Consider the following 14504-nt stretch of genomic DNA (forward strand, 5'->3'; position numbering starts at 1 on the left):
TTCTTCGTTCCTCAAATACCCATGGGCGACATTGCCGCATCGCCCTGTCCGTCATCTTGATCGCCAGACCGGAGTAGCGGGGACGAGGCGCAGGCCATGAGCCGAATGCAGGCAGGGCGGCCGCCGTGGCAGGAAAAAGGCCCGCATGACGCATGCGGGCCTTTTCGCGGAATGCCGGCGGGTGCGGCCGGTCAGGCCATCTTGCGCAGATAGGTCCAGGTCGGCACGCGGGCGGCGCGCGCCACGGACCAGCTTTCCGCATCGCCGAGATATTCGAAGCCGCAATTGGTCAGCACCCGCGCCGAGCCGGGATTGTCCTGGAACGCCTCGGCAAACAGCGTGCGCGAGCCGTGCGGATTGGCCTCGACCAGGGCCGAGACCGCCTCGGTCGCGAAGCCGGTGTTCCAGAACCCCGCCCCGATCCAGAAGCCGAGTTCGGACTGTTCCTTGTCGATCCGCGTCAGCGAGACCACGCCCAGCACCTCGGCCAGCTTGTTGGCCGAGCCGTCGATGGCCCAGACATCCTCGTCCCGGTCAGCCGCCATCGCCCGGCGGACATAGGCTTCGGAGGCGCCAGGCGGCAAGGGATGCGGGATCGAACGGGTTCCCTCGGCCACGCGCCGATCGGCGGTGTAATGCGCGATGAGCCCGGCATCCGATGCCCGCAGCGGGCGCAGGACGAAGCGCTCGGTCACGATCTCGATCTGCCGCGCATCCGAGGAAATCAATTCGTTCATGTCACTATTCTCCCCCAATTACTCGCAATCATATGGGTGCGGCCCCTGAAAACGCGAAGGGGACCGGCCCTGCCGATCCCCCTATTTAGCACCCGAGTGTTGAAATCGGCTTACTCGGCGGCCTCGAGATTGGCGGGAAGCACGGAAATATAGGTGCGGCCCTTGAGGCCCTTCTTGAAGGTCACGTGGCCGTCGGTCAGGGCGAACAGGGTGTGGTCGCGGCCCATGCCGACGTTCTGGCCCGGCCACCAGGTGGTGCCGCGCTGACGCACGATGATGTTGCCGGCGACGGCCTGCTGGCCGCCGAAGAGTTTCACGCCGAGACGACGACCGGCCGAGTCGCGGCCGTTGCGGGACGAACCGCCTGCTTTCTTATGTGCCATGGCTCAGTCTCCTTCTGCCTCAGTTGGCGTCTTCGGCCGAGGCTTCGGCTTCCGACTTCTTGGCTTTTGCCGGCTTGGCGGCCGGCTCGAGTTTGGTGCGCGCGCCGACGGCGGCTTTCACATCGGTCTTGTCGCCGCCTTTTTCAAGCAGCTCGGTGATGCGGACCAGCGTCAGCTGCTGGCGGTGGCCGCGGGTGCGCTGCGACGAATGCTTGCGGCGGCGCTTGACATAGGTGATGATCTTGTCGGCCTTGATGGTGTCGATCACCTCGGCCTGCACGGCGGCGCCGGCAACCAGCGGCGCGCCCACGGTCGCGCCGATCATCAGCACGTCGTTGAACTGGACCTTGTCGCCGGCTTCGGCGTTCAGTTTTTCGACGCGCAGCACGTCACCGGCCTGAACCCGGTATTGCTTGCCGCCCGTCTTGAGAACTGCGAACATTCCGTCTTTCCTTGCTCTGCCGCGTCCTTCGGCCCCTGCCTTGCAGGTGTTGCCGGGGCCAGGCCCCGCCTTCGGACAGCGCACCCATTGTTTCGGGTGAGGTTCAAAATATGATGCCGGCAACGGACATGTGCCCGGCCGGTCGCGGGTATATCGCGGATTCGGCCGGGCAAGTCAACCGAAATGGCGGCTCAGCGCCACAGATCGCGCGCCTCCTCCACCGCAAGCCGCCGCCCCTTGCGCAGCGCGCCCAGACCGGCCGACATGAGCGGCGCCGGGCGCGGATCGGTGCCGCTATAGGCGCCGCGGGCGCGGTTGTGCGGATGGCGCGGCGCCTCGTCCAATGACAGCACCGGGGCCGCGCAGGCATCGGTCCCCTCCAGCACGGTCGCCCAGTCGTCGCGGCTGCGGGTGGCGATGCGCGCGGCCAGGATCGCGCGCAGCGCGGCCCAGTTCGCCGGGTCGGCGCGGTCGGGCAGGTCGGCCTCGGACAGGCCCAGTCGCCGGACCAGTTCCGCCCAGAACTGCGGCTCGATGGCGGCGATGGCCAGGAAGCCGCCGCAGGCGCAGGGATAGCAGCTGTAATAGGGCGCGCCCCCGTCCAGCAGATTGGCCTGCCGCTGGTCCCGCCACAACCCGTTGGCGCGCAGCCCCGAGATCATCGCCATCAGATGCGCCACCCCGTCGGTGATCGCGGCATCGACCACCTGGCCCCGGCCGGTCTCGCGCGCAGCAAGGATCGCCGCCAGCATGCCCGAGACCAGATACATCGAGCCGGCGGCGAAATCGCCGACCAGGTTCAGCGGCGGCACCGGATGATCCGCGGGACCGATGGCGGAAAGCGCGCCGGTGATCGCCAGATAGGTCAGGTCGTGGCCGGCGGAATGGGCCAGCGGGCCGGTCTGGCCCCAGCCGGTCATGCGGCCATAGACCAGGCGCGGGTTTTCCGCGAAATCCTCGGGGCCGAGGCCCAGCCGCTCCATCACGCCGGGGCGCATGCCCTCGATCAGCGCATCGGCGCGCAGGATCAGGTCGCGGGCGATCCCGTGGCCCTCGGGCGATTTCAGGTCCAGTTCCAGCCAATCGCGGCCGCGGTCGAGCACGTCGCGGTCGAGCGGAAAGATCTGCGGCGCGCCGGGCCGGGCGATGCGCACCACCTGCGCGCCGTGGTCGGCAAGCCACATGGCGGCGAATGGCGTGGGGCCGATGCCGGCAATCTCGATGATGCGCAGGCTGGACAGGGCGCCGGTCATTCGCGGCCTCCGGGGGACTGGTGGGCGGTGAGGGACTCGAACCCCCGACATTCTCGGTGTAAACGAGACGCAACCGACCCGATCAAGTTGAAATTGTTCCGCTTCATGTTCCCAGCCTATCAGCAGAAAAGATCGATTTCGACCGGAACAAACCGGGGGTTTGGGAACACAGTCTGCGACCCGCTCAATCGCTCGGCCGAGACCGCTGCCACGGGTCCAGCGGTTTGGGATACCGTGTCACATGCGGATGGTGGGCCGCGCAGCCCTTGCACACCGCTCTACCGCAGAACGCCCAGTAATCGATGCCCTCGGGCAAGTCCTGAGGATAGAACGTCTGATCGCGTTTGCACCGCCAGCATGTGACGACGACGTGTGTGGTGCCGGGCTCGAATAGCAGTTCTGTCATGGCGATTCCCTTCCGCCGCCATGAGAACAGAAAGTGAACGACTGAGTCCAGATGGCAGGGAACAAGTCTGCACTGCGCCTACAACACCGCCGTAGCGCCGCGCCAGACACTAGCAAGAAAGAGCGATGTAGATAATTGCATTGCAACGCACGCAAAGTTAACCCGCTACGAGCGAAATTATTGTAATTTGTGATTCGGAGAGGAAGTTGCAGAGCACGACGGAAGCTCATCTCGAGCCTTGCGATGGTGGCTTCTGCGGGGCATCTGGTCTTGTCAGGGAACTCCGCTTATGGGGCGAAAGTTTAGGAATCAGCAGATTCGAAGTCTATTTTGTCGTTGCCGTGATGGCTTGCCTCTTGCTTGCGGTTTGGCGATCCCCAGCTATCATTGGGGCATGGAACGAACGAAGGGCGATCGAACTTGATCATAGGCTAAGCGACAAACGCCTCCAGGAACAGATCGCTCGGGAGAACCACAGGCGAGGCCGAAAGTCAGGAAGAAAGGGGGTTTGAGATGTACATCTGGGACATTTTGGCAATCGCCCTCTGCGGAGGGGCGGTGGCGCTGTTTAGCAGGTATCTTCACCGCAGGCTTGAACGCCGGCGTGTGCTAAACAGGCTTCTGGCGGTTGCCTCAGAAGACTTCCATGATGCAGCAAGCAGTCTGCTAAAGACGCCTCAAGACCTGCCAGATGAGGTTCTGGACTCACTCTCGATGATGAGCCGGACTGGCTTCAGCAGGGGCTCTGAAAGGGCCTTTCTTATAGCGCTTCAGAGAAGCAGGTTGGTAGAAAAATCCAGCAAGGGTCAGCCCTCCAACTCTTTGATTAAAGCAATAAAAAACATGAGACCTGAGCTTCAGAGCATCTTCGGGAAGGCCGTGGTGGCATGGTTCAACATCATGACGCACAAGAGCGGCCCATACCATCAGAAAATCAGAATCGAGGCCCTCAAGGGCGAAGCGGCTCGGATCGCTCCCGACCAGCAGGCCATATCGGCTGCCACAAGCATGGATCTTGCGCACTGCTAAGATCGCGGATCGCTCCAGCGCCAGCCCGGTTGCTTTGAGGGCACCACAGCCAGAGCGAAAATGATGATGACGGCGCAACGTGCAGCGCCGTCACCTGGACGATCCGACCGGCACCCCCATCGCCTGCGCCGTGATCAGCGCGGCCGCCGCGAATATGGCGCCGACCGCAAGGCCGGCGACCAGAGACGCGGCCAGCGCGGCCTCATAGGGCGAGCGCACTACTTCACCCCCCATCTCGCGAAGATCGCACCCGACAGGCCGGCGGCGGCGACAGCAGCGGCGATCACCGCCTCGACGTTGATGGTCAGCATGTGCGTGGCGGCGTCATAGCTGACGCCCCAGCCGCCCAGCAGGCCGGCCAGCATGGTGAGCAGCGGCGACAGGACATAGATCGCCATGCGGACGAAAACGGAATTCATGGATCAGGTCTCCTTGAGAAGGGCGGGCCAGGTCTTGGGCCCGATGATGCCGTCCTGCTTGAGGCCGGCGGATTTCTGGAAAGCGATGGTAGCGGTGCGGGTGTTGGCGCCGAAGATCCCGTCCACCCCGCGAGGATCGAAGCCGAGCGTGGTCAGGCGCTGCTGGGCGTGGCGCACAGCATCGCCGCGGCTGCCCAGGCCGATCTTCGGACAGGCCGGCGCGAGCGTGTCGGAAATGGCCTGCCAGCGCTTGAAGGCCGCCGCGAGCTTGGTGTGATAGCCGTGGGTGGCATAGCCCGGGCCGTTGTAGCCGCGGGCGAAGGCCGACCAGTCATGCCGGCGCAGTTCGTCATCCAGCCCCTCGGAGATGATGAAGCTGATCATCGCCTCCAGCTGCGCGGCCTCGCTGTGGCAGAACGCCTCGACCATGTCGCCGGGCGTGGCAAAGCCTGCGGCCTTGTGATTGCTGCCGAGGATCTGCCCCAGCCCCCAACTGGCCGAGCGCAGCGCGGCATTCGCGTCGATCTTGATGGCCAGCGCCAGGCGCGGGTAGCTGTCCTTGGGATAGGGCTTCGTGCCCCATTTCTGATAGGCCAGGCCCGAGGCCTCAGCCGCGGTGCGCTTCTGCCCCGGCCCCAGCTCGCGCCAGAACACATGCGGCTCGAAGAGCATCTTCGGCCGGCCCTGGCCGTCGAAGCCGCCGCCGGAGGTCTCGACCTCGATCACGGCGCGGATTTCATCCTCGCCAGCGCCGATCAGCCGCGCCGTGCGCGCCACGTCGATATCGGTGAGCCGCGTGGCGCGGCCCTTGAACCCTGCTGGGATCATGCGTTTCTCCATGAAAAAGCCCCGCACGAGGCGGGGCGACGTGGGCGGGATGTTCCGCGTTCATTCGCGGAATGGTCCCGGTTCTGAACTGACCGGTTCGGGAACGATCCGGGTCTGTTCCCGGATGTTCTCGCTGGCAGCTTTCCGCCAGCGCATGTTTTTGTGATGCAACTGCCGCTGGGGCCAAAGCTATATTGCTCTGTGAATTCTACGGAGCACGAACGATGAAACTGGCACCGATGCTGCTGACCGCCTTGACCGTTGCCACCTTTGGTTCGGCCCCGGCCGTCGCCGATCCTGGACGGGGGCATGGCAAAGGCGGGCCCGCGCGTCATCACGACGACCGCGGCCACAGGGACAGCCACCGCGCGCCGGTCCGCTATGTGACCGATTGCCCGCCCGGCCTCGCCAAGAAGAACCCGCCCTGCATTCCGCCCGGTCAGGTCGGCAAACGTTACGGCACCCGCGTCGGCGATACGCTACGCATCGGCGATTACCTGTTGATCCGCGATCTGGACCGGTACGGCCTGGAGCAGCGCCGAGGGTGGAACTACTACCGGGACGATGGCCGGATTTACCGCGTCGACAGCGGCACCCGGAAGATCCTCGCGGTGCTGAACCTGATCGACGCCTTCGCGAACTGAGAGAGGCCGGGCTTCAGGCAGTCTGGCGCCCGCCCGCGCCCCGCCGCAAAACGCCGCCATGAAAGCAACGCATGACGACACCACCTTCACCCTGACCGGCGAGATCTGGTCGGCAACCTATCCCCTGGACGAGCTGCCGAAATGGCTGCGCTGGTATCGCAGCCGCAAGGCGCGGTTCCCCAAGGCCGGGAACAGCTACGACGCGACCATTGCCGCGCTGGAGGGGTTGGCGGCAGAGCTGGGTGTTACGGTGCCCTCCGATTGACCCACCAGGACTCAATCCGGCGATCAGTCTGGAAGCGGCTCCGGTTCGGGCAACGGATCTCCGACCAGCGAGGAGCTGTATTCGACCGCCCCGCCCATGCCGGCGCACTCATGGGCAAGAAGCGTGTCCCAAGCCATCTGATCGACGGCCTCGTCGCCAGCCCGCACGAACGGGCAACGCTCCTGGGTCAGGAAGCTGTAGACCAGATAGGACAAGCCGCGCGGATAGGGGCTGTCCGGCCGCGCCAGGTGCAGCCCGTCCGAATAGATCGCGTCGCCGTATTCGGCACGCATCGCCGCCACGAACGGGAACGCGGGGATGATCCACACCTGCTGCCCAGTGTGCAGCTCCAGCCACTGCCGCAGGCCCTGTGAAAAGCCCGTGGCATTGGCATGGAGATCATCGCGACCCTGCGGCGGCCAGATGTCCTGAATGATCATCTCGGCGCCGCGCGCCGCGGCGTCCAGCGCGTCCCAGTAAGCCTGCTGGAGAGTGTTCCTACCTTCTGTGCTGTCGAAGGCCGGAAAGCCGGGGCCGGTCGGATCGGTGAATTCGGAAACGATCACCGCGTCATAGGCCGAGTTGCGCAGATGGCCGTTCAGCGCCCGGACATCCTGCAGCGAGCCATAGCTGACGTAGTCGGACAGCGCCGTGCCGGGCCAGGCGATATCCAGCACACCGCCAAAGGGCCATGCTTCCTCCCCCGCAGGCGCACCATAGGCGGTCTGCACAAAGCTGTGCCCGGCGAACAGGATGGTGGCGCTGGGGCTGGTGGCGCGTCGAGGATGTCGTGGGCCACCCGCCGACGCGGCAACGCCTTGCGAGAACCCTATGCCGATGCCCAACCCGATCAGCATCAAACCCAACCCGTGATGTCGGCAGCCGTTGTGCCGGTGGCCAGAATGCGATCCGCGCCAAGCGCATAGGTTCCAGGCGGCAGCGTGGCGGTCACATAGCTCGCTCCATCAGTGCCGCGCCAAGCCAATGTGCCGGCCGTGCCGATGGTCACGGCGCGGATGGCCTCGGGGAGATCCGCGTCATCACTGGGGGTCACGACATAGGAGCCGAGCGCTGGCGCATTGCCACCGTGCAAGAAGGTGCTGAACCTGTTTGCCATTTTTTACCTCATGAGGATGTGCCGGTCGACGGCAGAAAGGGAAACGGGACAAAAGTCCTGGGGCTTGGAAGGCCGCGATTGCCGTGCTGGAGAGACGGGCAGCCGAGTGGGGGATTGCGATTTCGGAATAGCGGGATAGGGTCTGCACGCTTCGTATTGGGATGACACGAAGCAAGCCCCGGCTGCAATGCAGCTGGCAGCCGGGGCTTTCTCACAACATCCGCAGCACCAACCAGGCGACAATCAGGGCCACGGCGAAAGCCCATGCCCGCGCTTCCTCGCGCAGCCAGGTCTTGAACCAATCAGGCATCCGGGCGCCCTCCAAGCTTGCGGGCATGCGCCTCGATCACGCCCAACACCAGCTTGGCCAGCGACATGCCGGCCAGTCCCGAGGCAAACCCGGCGGCGCCGGCGGCATCACCCCGGATTTCTCCGATCCACCGCTCCAGCAGCGCAAGCATAACGGGGCTGAAATAGAGCGACATCAGGCTGCCTGCCGCGGCCATCACGGCACCGTCGCGCAGCCGGCACTTTCCCACGGTCATCCACCAGCGGACCAGGCCGCCAGCGGCGCCGGCAAGCGCCGCCCTGCCCGCCTCGCCCGTGATCCAGGCTCCGACCATGGCGGCATAGAATAGCGCCTGCTGAAGCAGGCCGGGTTCAGGCGGGGTATCCATCGTCTCTCCGCTTGCCAAAGAAGAAGCCCCGCCTGGGCGGGGCTGTTGAGATGCCGGGGGAATGCCTTCGGTTTTCAGGTAATGCCGAACAGCGATTCCAGCCGCTGGCAATCTTCGGTCAACTCATCCGCCCCCATCGCCCGGTCGAAGAACCGGGCTTCACGCAGCTGGAAATCGCCCGCGCCTCCGGCGGAAAGGCCGCGACCGAGAATGTCGCAGCCGAAGATGGGATGCCGGATTTCGGTAACCTCCGGGTAAGCGGCGGCGCGGGTGTGCAGCGCATCCCCGGTCTTGTAGGTATAGCTGGGGCCGGTCGAGCTGATCGACGCGCCGATGACTTTCCAGTCGTTCGGGTTGCTGGTCGGGACATAAACGCCGGTCGCCCCCGACGCAAAAACCGCGACACGTGGGTTCGTTACCCCGTCAGCATCGGCAACGGGTCGAATTGCGGGCGATCCGCCTGGCGTATCACCCGGTTCCAAAATCCTAAGGTTGGATGAGGTCGGGCCATAGGCGCGGATGCGGACGGTGAGGATGATCGTGCATTCGCCCGTGTTGATGTTGACGCGGCCTTCCGTTGTCAGCGAACGGTCCCCGCTGAAATCCAAGACGCCCAAGTTATCCGGCCCGCCGTTCCAAACGAATTCGGGGCGCATGCTGTCGTTGATCACCTGGTTGAAGTTCCGGGCCGCGTAGGGCGCCCGGCCTCGGGCCATGACAGCCGGGCGAACCCCAGGCGACGCGCCAGTCAACCGGCCAGGATCGAGGATGATCAGCGCATCCTTGTCGTAGATGTTGGGCCGCGTCAGCGGGATCGGGCCAGTGATCGCCTTCTGGCCGAAAAATGCGACGGTATCGGGCATCGGCTTAGCTCTCCGTGCGATAAAGGTTGTTGTTGATCAGATGGCGGCGGAATTCCTGCGCCGCGAGATAGCGCCCGAGCGCGTTGAAGTGGCCCGCGTCGCGCGACAGCGACGGGCAGCGATTGCCGGCCGCCTGTTGCGCCAGATCCTCCGTGGTCGGGCCAGCGTAGCCGGGGGCAAGGCCGTTTAGAATGTCGGACGGGATTGCCGCGGCATCGGTCCACACCCTCGAACTGAGGAAATAGGCGTTCATGTCCCAGACCAGCGGGCCCCATTTGGCGATCATGGCGGCATTGCCGCTGGCGAACTTTGCTCGGTTCGGGTTTTCAGGGGCCCAATCCATATCGCACATGTCCGTCCAGATCGAAAAGCGGATGTCCCGCGCGTCGAGATAGTTCACGATCGCTTCGCGCCGCTCAAAGATCTGCTCCCAGGTCGATCCGCCCGGTGCATCGTTCCAGCCGGTATGGATGACAAAGAAGCGGTCCCGCAGGGTGGGTCCGAGCGTTGGGAAGAACGAAACCTCCCAGCCTATGGAAATTTCCGCCCCGGCGTTTGCACGGGTAAAGATCAGAGAACTGTCGGCCGCAGACCAAGACAGTGTTCCGGGGATCTGACCGCCAGTCTGCGCGTCATCGGTCCAGCGGTTCAGCCGGCCCTCATAGGCTTTCAACTGGTTGTTGCCGGTCATGTTGACGGCAGTAACCAGCACGGACCCGGACGCGGGAATGACGCCCCCGTTGATGGTCAGGCGCGCCGGGATAGCACCGAGGCGCGCCGCCGTGTGCATCGAGCGCTCTCCGCTTTTGCAGTCGTTCGTCACGTCAACGACCTCGACCCCACCGTAAGCTGGCACAAGACCGTCGAACGCACCGGCGATTTCCGTCCGCATTTCCCAGGGCGTGGAGGATCCGATGACGGCGATTTTCGTCAGATCGGACCTGGCCCGTGCGAAGGTCGTTTCGGCGGCTTTGTCATAGAACGGCGAGTCGATCTCTTGAGAGGCCGAGCCCGGATCGGAAATGCGATCGCTGAGATTGTCCCAGATCTCGTCATAGACCCAAGCCGGCCAGCCGCCATCGCTCTCCTGTGCCCAGCCCGGCATCACATAGTTACCGTCCCGGTCGTGCTGGCTAAAGATCAACCCCGACCCTTGGACTTCCCGGATTACCCCGCTGGGCGGCAGATCAGGCATGCGGCTGCTGGTATCGGCCCAGATCTCGTCATAGATCCAGGCGGGCCAGCCGCCGTCGCTCTCCTGGGCCCAGCCCGGCATGATGAAGTTGCCGTTCGCATCATGCTGGCTGAAAATGTATTCGCCGCTGACTTCCCGGATCACGCCGCTGGGCGGTAGTTCGGGAAGCATGGGTTCGACCTTGGTCCAGATCTCGTCGTAGATCCAGGACGGCCAGCCGCCGTCGCTCTCCTGCGCCCAGCCCGGCATCACGTAGTTGCCGTTGCGATCCACCGAGGCCAGAATATATCCGCTCACGTCGGCCACAGGGCGGATCATGGACGATCGAGCCGAAACCTCATTGTCCAGCAATTCTCGGCGCGGCAATCTCAACGCCACGCCCCAACTAGGTTGCGTCTCGAACAGAGGATCGTCGGCAGCGTTACTGAAACTGCGCACCGCAAGATACTCGCCCTCGATCGTCGTGATGAGACTGAGCGAACCGGGCAGGTTGGCCTGGCCGAAGTTCACGGCGGCAGTGCGCGAAGTGAAGGCTTTCCCGCTGCTTGCGAGAGAAGTTGCCAGGCCGCTGATGTCGGGAATGCGCACGGACTCCGACAGGCGGATTTCCTTCCTGTCGGGCGAATTCCAGTAGATATAGCCGAGCAATCGTTGGCCGCCCGGCAGATCGCCAGCGGCCAACGTGCTCCCATTGCGCGCCTTGATGACGAACTCCATGCCGCCGATGCTGATGATCGGATCGGGCCCGGTGTTCGCAAACGGGCAGCGGAACCGCAGCATCTGGCCTGCCGAGAGCGAGATGTGCGTCTGCGCTGCAGGGATGCTCGCCATGATCAACTGGCCGGTGGACGCTTCCGTGTCGGTTTGGAGCGCGAGGACATCGCCCTGATTGTCGGCGTTGCGGCGAGCGATCATTTCAGCGGAAAGGTCAGCGGCCGAAACGCCCGTGGTAGGAACTGTGCCGCCGACGAACAGCAGCAGCCTGGACTTGTCGAGGATGCTCACGGCGTCACCTCCCTGACGATATGAATGGTGCCGGATTGCGTTCTGCTGATGCGGACGCCGCTGGTTACTTTCACGTCAACCCAATGCGCTCCGAGCGGCAGCTGCGCGCTGAGGCCGGCGGACATCGAGATTTCCAGCATGCCCTTGACCGCATCGCTGACATGGACGGTGAGCGGCCGCGTGATGCCATCCGGGCCGCGCATGGCGGCCGAGACCGTCATGCCGGTCAGGTCCACCGGCCGGCCGAATTCATCGATCCACTGGCCGCCGATGTTGATCGTGTCGCCCCGTTTCCAGGTCGCCTCCGATCTGGCATCCCGCGGGATCTCGACCGCGACCAGGTCCATCAGCGTGAACGGTCCCGCCGCGCCGGTCGGAACCACATCGGGCAGCATGGTGGTCACCAGCCGGTTTTCGGCCTCCGACCAATGCTCGACCGTCACGGTGTAGGGCACGCCGCCGGCGCGCCCGACCAGCTCGACATCGATCATGCCGGCGCCGCTGATCGGCGCCACCACCGGGCCGCCGGAAATCGTGGTCGCGCCGACGATCCCGCCGTTCTTCGGCCGAAAGATCACCCGGCCATGCGCCGGGATCGTCCCGTCCGGCAACCGGACGGGGCCAGCGATCTGTGTCGCCATGTCTGCCCTCTTCAGATGATGGTGATCGTGACCGGGCCGCTGCGCGGGCCGGCAATGCCCGAGCCGTTCAGCGGCTCGATCCAGTAGCTGTGATCGCCGACGCCTGGCGCCGGATCGCTCCATTCGTCGGCCAGGTTCGGCGCGCCGTATTCGGTGCCGACATGCACCGCGTCGTCAAACGACGTGCTGTTCGTCGCGCGCCAGATCCGCGCGGCGGCATAGACCGGGTCGTTCGGCGGGATGAAGGCCAGGCCAACGGATGAGCCCGCCGCCGCCCCGGTGAAATGCTGCATCGCCGCCGGCGGCACGCTGTTGGCCACGGCGCGCAGGACCAGCGGCGCCTCGGGCACCCATGCGCTGACCCGGTTGCCGCCCGTGCGGTTGCGGATCTGCGCCTCGTAATCCTGCCCGTCGACCAGGGCGGACAGCACCTGCGTCGATTGCCCGGCGCCGACATCGATCATCTGCCAGTCGGCGATGCCGGCGCCGGGCGAGCGGAACCGCAGCTGCTGACGCAGATCCTCGGGCTGGGCCGGCCAGACATATTCGATCATGGCCACGCCGCCCGTTCCCTCGATCACCGAGCCGGAGAGCGAGCCCGGCGCCGTCACGATCCGATCCTCGGAAATCGTCGCCCGCAGCGTCCTGGGCGGCTCCAGCGCCAACGCGTCGGGATCGAAATCCCCCGGATCGACCGAGGCGGCTTCGATGGAAAAGGTGTGCGATCCGGCGTTGCGGCTCAGCATCGCCACCTCGACCACGCAGTCAATCCCGGCTTCGGCATGCCGGATGCGCAAGAACCGCTCGCCGATGCAGTCGTAGCCGATCACCTTCAGTGTGCCGCTGAGCTGCCATTCCGGCTGCGCCGCCTTCGCCCAACGCCAGATGATGCGCCAGGCCTGGTTGTGGCTGTCGACGCCGTTGCATTCCTCTTCCGACCGATCCCCGAGCGGGTTCAGGATGATCGCGCCGCTGACCTCGCCGCTCCAGTCGCGGGCGGGCTCGACATAGCGCAGCGCATAGCTGCCGACCTCGTCCGGGCCCGTGGCCTTGTGCCGGATCGAGAGCGACAGGAAATCCTCGTCGGTCAGGGTCAACGTGGGGGCGGAATAGGCCCCGACCTTGAAGCCGAGCTTCCCGTCCGGCCGCTCGTAGAACCAGGCATCGCAGCACATCATCAGATGCGCCCGCACCTGCTCCCAGGTCATGTCGCTGCGCAGCACCGTATTGATGGTCCAGCGCCGCTGGGTGCCGCCGTCCCGGTTTGTCACCAGCTGGTCGGATATATCCGCCTCGGCCGCCACCTCGTCCCAGTCCACCTCCTTGCCGAACCAGGTCGCGACATCGGCGATGACCAGCGCCGCATTGTTCGACCAGCTGCGGCTGTCCGTGCGCGGATCATAGACCGTGTCGCAGCCGTCCCAGACCGGCGCATAGGCCCATTCGCGACCACCGGGATAAATGTTCTGGAACTCCTCCATCGACGGGCGCGCCGCCGAGAGCGCCGCATAGGACAGGCCGGAGAAATCGTCGGATTCCGATACCTCGGGGAAGGTCGCCCGCCAGACCGGATCGGCCCCCTGGCCGGAATGGCCGGTATAGGCGCGGATCGAGCCGTGATAGTCCGTCGACTTCGCCGGTGGGTTGCGCCACAGCACCGGATCGGTCAGCACCCAGCCGTTGGCATCGGTTTCGACCGGCCATTTGTCCAGATAGTGCTGCACCGGCCCCAGCGTCGAATGCGCGGCGATGATCACGCCGTAATGCCGCTTGCGCCGGTTGTCCGCGCCAAGCGGCGTCGTCATCGAGGCACTGGAATAGGCCGCCAGCGCATAAGGGCCGCCCTTGCGCACCCGGCCATAGACGCGGTCCTGCCAGGACACGTCCTGGGCGTAGTTCGCCATGATCTCGGGCGGCGATGGCATCTGCGGCTTGGGCGCGAGGCTCTGGGCCAGCGCCGACATGCCGATGGACACCACGACGCGCGACAGGAACGACCCGCCAACCAGCCATGCGCCGGCATTCATGCCAACCGCGAAAGCGCCGCTGATCCCGGCCCCGGCCGCGGCGCCCGTGGTCAGGCCGACCCAGACGCCCTGGATGAACGGGATCACCGGACCGGCCTCGGCCGGCGTGCTGAAGCATGTGGTGGAAAGCAGCGCGGCCAGCGCCAGGCTACGGAGCCTCATAGCCAACCTCCCATGCGGCGGCGATCTTGAGCGGCACGACCGCGTTGACGGCGCCGGACTGGTCTTTCAGCGCCCATGTGCGGCCGAGGCAGAGCGCCATATGCGGCCGCGCCACGCCGCGTTCGCTCAGCAGCAGGATCACCCCGACATCGCCGGGGCGGGGCTGGCCGGTGCGCGCGAGGCCGGCGCGGTCGAGACAGGGGCCGACGGCGCCGACCGGATCGGTGAAGAACCGGGTCACGCGCTGGCACTCGGCCGCGCTTTCGTAGGTCAGGCGGACATCGGCGGCCGGATCGACGCCGCGCATGCGCAAGATCCAGTCAGCGCAAAGCGTCACGCAATCGTTCTCGCCCCACTGGTAGGTGACCCTCTGCCAGCGGTTCAGTTCTGCATAAAGCGGTGACATCAGCG

Annotated in this window: 18 protein-coding genes; 3 read left to right on the plus strand and 15 right to left on the minus strand. The window is 65.3% G+C overall.

The features are described 5' to 3' along the window. Window positions 1–191 precede the first annotated feature (191 nt). From E3U25_RS06855 to E3U25_RS06870, 4 genes are all read right to left on the minus strand, one after another. Window positions 192–737, minus strand: coding sequence for a GNAT family N-acetyltransferase (locus E3U25_RS06855; RefSeq protein WP_036754676.1), 546 nt, complete (start codon window positions 735–737; stop codon window positions 192–194). A gap of 110 nt (window positions 738–847) precedes the next feature. Then, complete coding sequence (gene rpmA / locus E3U25_RS06860) at window positions 848–1120, minus strand: 50S ribosomal protein L27 (RefSeq protein ID WP_114535471.1); 273 nt, start codon at window positions 1118–1120, stop codon at window positions 848–850. Window positions 1121–1139: 19 nt separating this feature from the next. After that, window positions 1140–1562 (minus strand): 50S ribosomal protein L21, encoded by a 423-nt coding sequence (gene rplU, locus E3U25_RS06865; RefSeq protein WP_116220832.1) that lies wholly within the window; start codon window positions 1560–1562, stop codon window positions 1140–1142. Between the two features lie 191 nt (window positions 1563–1753). Beyond that, the gene (locus tag E3U25_RS06870) at window positions 1754–2815 is read right to left on the minus strand and encodes a CaiB/BaiF CoA transferase family protein (RefSeq protein WP_181180865.1); all 1062 of its coding nucleotides are present in this window, start codon (window positions 2813–2815) and stop codon (window positions 1754–1756) included. Between the two features lie 919 nt (window positions 2816–3734). Here E3U25_RS06870 and E3U25_RS06875 point away from each other — a divergent pair. After that, a complete protein-coding gene (locus tag E3U25_RS06875; RefSeq protein ID WP_116220831.1) occupies window positions 3735–4250 on the plus strand; it encodes a hypothetical protein in 516 nt (171 codons plus the stop codon). Window positions 4251–4340: 90 nt separating this feature from the next. On the opposite strand, the gene E3U25_RS06880 is transcribed toward E3U25_RS06875, so the two are convergent. From E3U25_RS06880 to E3U25_RS06890, 3 genes are read right to left on the minus strand one after another with little or no spacing between them, the layout of a single operon-like run. Then, window positions 4341–4469 carry a hypothetical protein gene (locus tag E3U25_RS06880; RefSeq protein ID WP_276330401.1) on the minus strand — a complete coding sequence of 43 codons (129 nt, stop codon included), beginning with the start codon at window positions 4467–4469 and terminating at the stop codon, window positions 4341–4343. Further along, window positions 4469–4669: a hypothetical protein gene (locus tag E3U25_RS06885; RefSeq protein ID WP_116220830.1), complete on the minus strand. Its 201-nt coding sequence runs from the start codon at window positions 4667–4669 to the stop codon at window positions 4469–4471. The genes E3U25_RS06880 and E3U25_RS06885 overlap by 1 nt, the downstream gene beginning before the upstream one ends. A gap of 3 nt (window positions 4670–4672) precedes the next feature. Next, window positions 4673–5497 carry an N-acetylmuramidase domain-containing protein gene (locus E3U25_RS06890; protein ID WP_116221679.1) on the minus strand — a complete coding sequence of 275 codons (825 nt, stop codon included), beginning with the start codon at window positions 5495–5497 and terminating at the stop codon, window positions 4673–4675. Window positions 5498–5721: 224 nt separating this feature from the next. On the opposite strand from E3U25_RS06890, the gene E3U25_RS06895 reads away from it, so the two are divergent. Both E3U25_RS06895 and E3U25_RS06900 read left to right on the plus strand, forming a co-directional pair. After that, window positions 5722–6141, plus strand: coding sequence for a hypothetical protein (locus E3U25_RS06895; RefSeq protein WP_116220829.1), 420 nt, complete (start codon window positions 5722–5724; stop codon window positions 6139–6141). A 58-nt stretch (window positions 6142–6199) separates the two neighbouring features. Continuing rightward, window positions 6200–6406, plus strand: coding sequence for a hypothetical protein (locus E3U25_RS06900; RefSeq protein WP_116220828.1), 207 nt, complete (start codon window positions 6200–6202; stop codon window positions 6404–6406). Between the two features lie 23 nt (window positions 6407–6429). Here E3U25_RS06900 and E3U25_RS06905 read toward each other — a convergent pair whose 3' ends face one another. The 8 genes from E3U25_RS06905 to E3U25_RS06940 form a co-directional block, all read right to left on the minus strand. Then, a complete protein-coding gene (locus E3U25_RS06905) occupies window positions 6430–7263 on the minus strand; it encodes a hypothetical protein (RefSeq protein WP_116220827.1) in 834 nt (277 codons plus the stop codon). Beyond that, the gene (locus E3U25_RS06910; RefSeq protein WP_116220826.1) at window positions 7263–7523 is read right to left on the minus strand and encodes a spike base protein, RCAP_Rcc01079 family; all 261 of its coding nucleotides are present in this window, start codon (window positions 7521–7523) and stop codon (window positions 7263–7265) included. Before E3U25_RS06910 ends, E3U25_RS06905 begins: the two co-directional genes overlap by 1 nt. 302 nt (window positions 7524–7825) lie before the next feature. Continuing rightward, window positions 7826–8200 (minus strand): hypothetical protein, encoded by a 375-nt coding sequence (locus E3U25_RS06915; protein WP_072464399.1) that lies wholly within the window; start codon window positions 8198–8200, stop codon window positions 7826–7828. A gap of 74 nt (window positions 8201–8274) precedes the next feature. Next, the gene (locus tag E3U25_RS06920; RefSeq protein ID WP_116220825.1) at window positions 8275–9063 is read right to left on the minus strand and encodes a hypothetical protein; all 789 of its coding nucleotides are present in this window, start codon (window positions 9061–9063) and stop codon (window positions 8275–8277) included. A 4-nt stretch (window positions 9064–9067) separates the two neighbouring features. Continuing rightward, window positions 9068–11263, minus strand: a complete 2196-nt coding sequence (locus E3U25_RS06925) for a hypothetical protein (RefSeq protein ID WP_116220824.1) — start codon at window positions 11261–11263, stop codon at window positions 9068–9070. Beyond that, window positions 11260–11904 carry a hypothetical protein gene (locus tag E3U25_RS06930; protein WP_116220823.1) on the minus strand — a complete coding sequence of 215 codons (645 nt, stop codon included), beginning with the start codon at window positions 11902–11904 and terminating at the stop codon, window positions 11260–11262. The genes E3U25_RS06925 and E3U25_RS06930 overlap by 4 nt, the downstream gene beginning before the upstream one ends. Before the next feature lie 11 nt (window positions 11905–11915). Further along, entirely contained in the window at window positions 11916–14093 is a 2178-nt protein-coding gene (locus E3U25_RS06935) for a phage tail protein (RefSeq protein ID WP_281029238.1), read from the minus strand. Further along, complete coding sequence (locus tag E3U25_RS06940; RefSeq protein WP_116220822.1) at window positions 14080–14499, minus strand: DUF6950 family protein; 420 nt, start codon at window positions 14497–14499, stop codon at window positions 14080–14082. Before E3U25_RS06940 ends, E3U25_RS06935 begins: the two co-directional genes overlap by 14 nt. Window positions 14500–14504: the final 5 nt, after the last annotated feature.

This window comes from Paracoccus versutus (assembly GCF_029909795.1).
In the GTDB taxonomy this organism is placed as follows: domain Bacteria; phylum Pseudomonadota; class Alphaproteobacteria; order Rhodobacterales; family Rhodobacteraceae; genus Paracoccus; species Paracoccus versutus.

Bases quoted from the DNA above. Each gene is read 5' to 3' on its own strand.
- E3U25_RS06855 (WP_036754676.1), bottom strand. From the start codon at position 737: ATGAACGAATTGATTTCCTCGGATGCGCGGCAGATCGAGATCGTGACC.
- rpmA (WP_114535471.1), bottom strand. From the start codon at position 1,120: ATGGCACATAAGAAAGCAGGCGGTTCGTCCCGCAACGGCCGCGACTCG.
- rplU (WP_116220832.1), bottom strand. From the start codon at position 1,562: ATGTTCGCAGTTCTCAAGACGGGCGGCAAGCAATACCGGGTTCAGGCC.
- E3U25_RS06870 (WP_181180865.1), bottom strand. From the start codon at position 2,815: ATGACCGGCGCCCTGTCCAGCCTGCGCATCATCGAGATTGCCGGCATC.
- E3U25_RS06875 (WP_116220831.1), top strand. From the start codon at position 3,735: ATGTACATCTGGGACATTTTGGCAATCGCCCTCTGCGGAGGGGCGGTG.
- E3U25_RS06885 (WP_116220830.1), bottom strand. From the start codon at position 4,669: ATGAATTCCGTTTTCGTCCGCATGGCGATCTATGTCCTGTCGCCGCTG.
- E3U25_RS06890 (WP_116221679.1), bottom strand. From the start codon at position 5,497: ATGATCCCAGCAGGGTTCAAGGGCCGCGCCACGCGGCTCACCGATATC.
- E3U25_RS06895 (WP_116220829.1), top strand. From the start codon at position 5,722: ATGAAACTGGCACCGATGCTGCTGACCGCCTTGACCGTTGCCACCTTT.
- E3U25_RS06900 (WP_116220828.1), top strand. From the start codon at position 6,200: ATGAAAGCAACGCATGACGACACCACCTTCACCCTGACCGGCGAGATC.
- E3U25_RS06905 (WP_116220827.1), bottom strand. From the start codon at position 7,263: ATGCTGATCGGGTTGGGCATCGGCATAGGGTTCTCGCAAGGCGTTGCC.
- E3U25_RS06910 (WP_116220826.1), bottom strand. From the start codon at position 7,523: ATGGCAAACAGGTTCAGCACCTTCTTGCACGGTGGCAATGCGCCAGCG.
- E3U25_RS06915 (WP_072464399.1), bottom strand. From the start codon at position 8,200: ATGGATACCCCGCCTGAACCCGGCCTGCTTCAGCAGGCGCTATTCTAT.
- E3U25_RS06920 (WP_116220825.1), bottom strand. From the start codon at position 9,063: ATGCCCGATACCGTCGCATTTTTCGGCCAGAAGGCGATCACTGGCCCG.
- E3U25_RS06930 (WP_116220823.1), bottom strand. From the start codon at position 11,904: ATGGCGACACAGATCGCTGGCCCCGTCCGGTTGCCGGACGGGACGATC.
- E3U25_RS06935 (WP_281029238.1), bottom strand. From the start codon at position 14,093: ATGAGGCTCCGTAGCCTGGCGCTGGCCGCGCTGCTTTCCACCACATGC.
- E3U25_RS06940 (WP_116220822.1), bottom strand. From the start codon at position 14,499: ATGTCACCGCTTTATGCAGAACTGAACCGCTGGCAGAGGGTCACCTAC.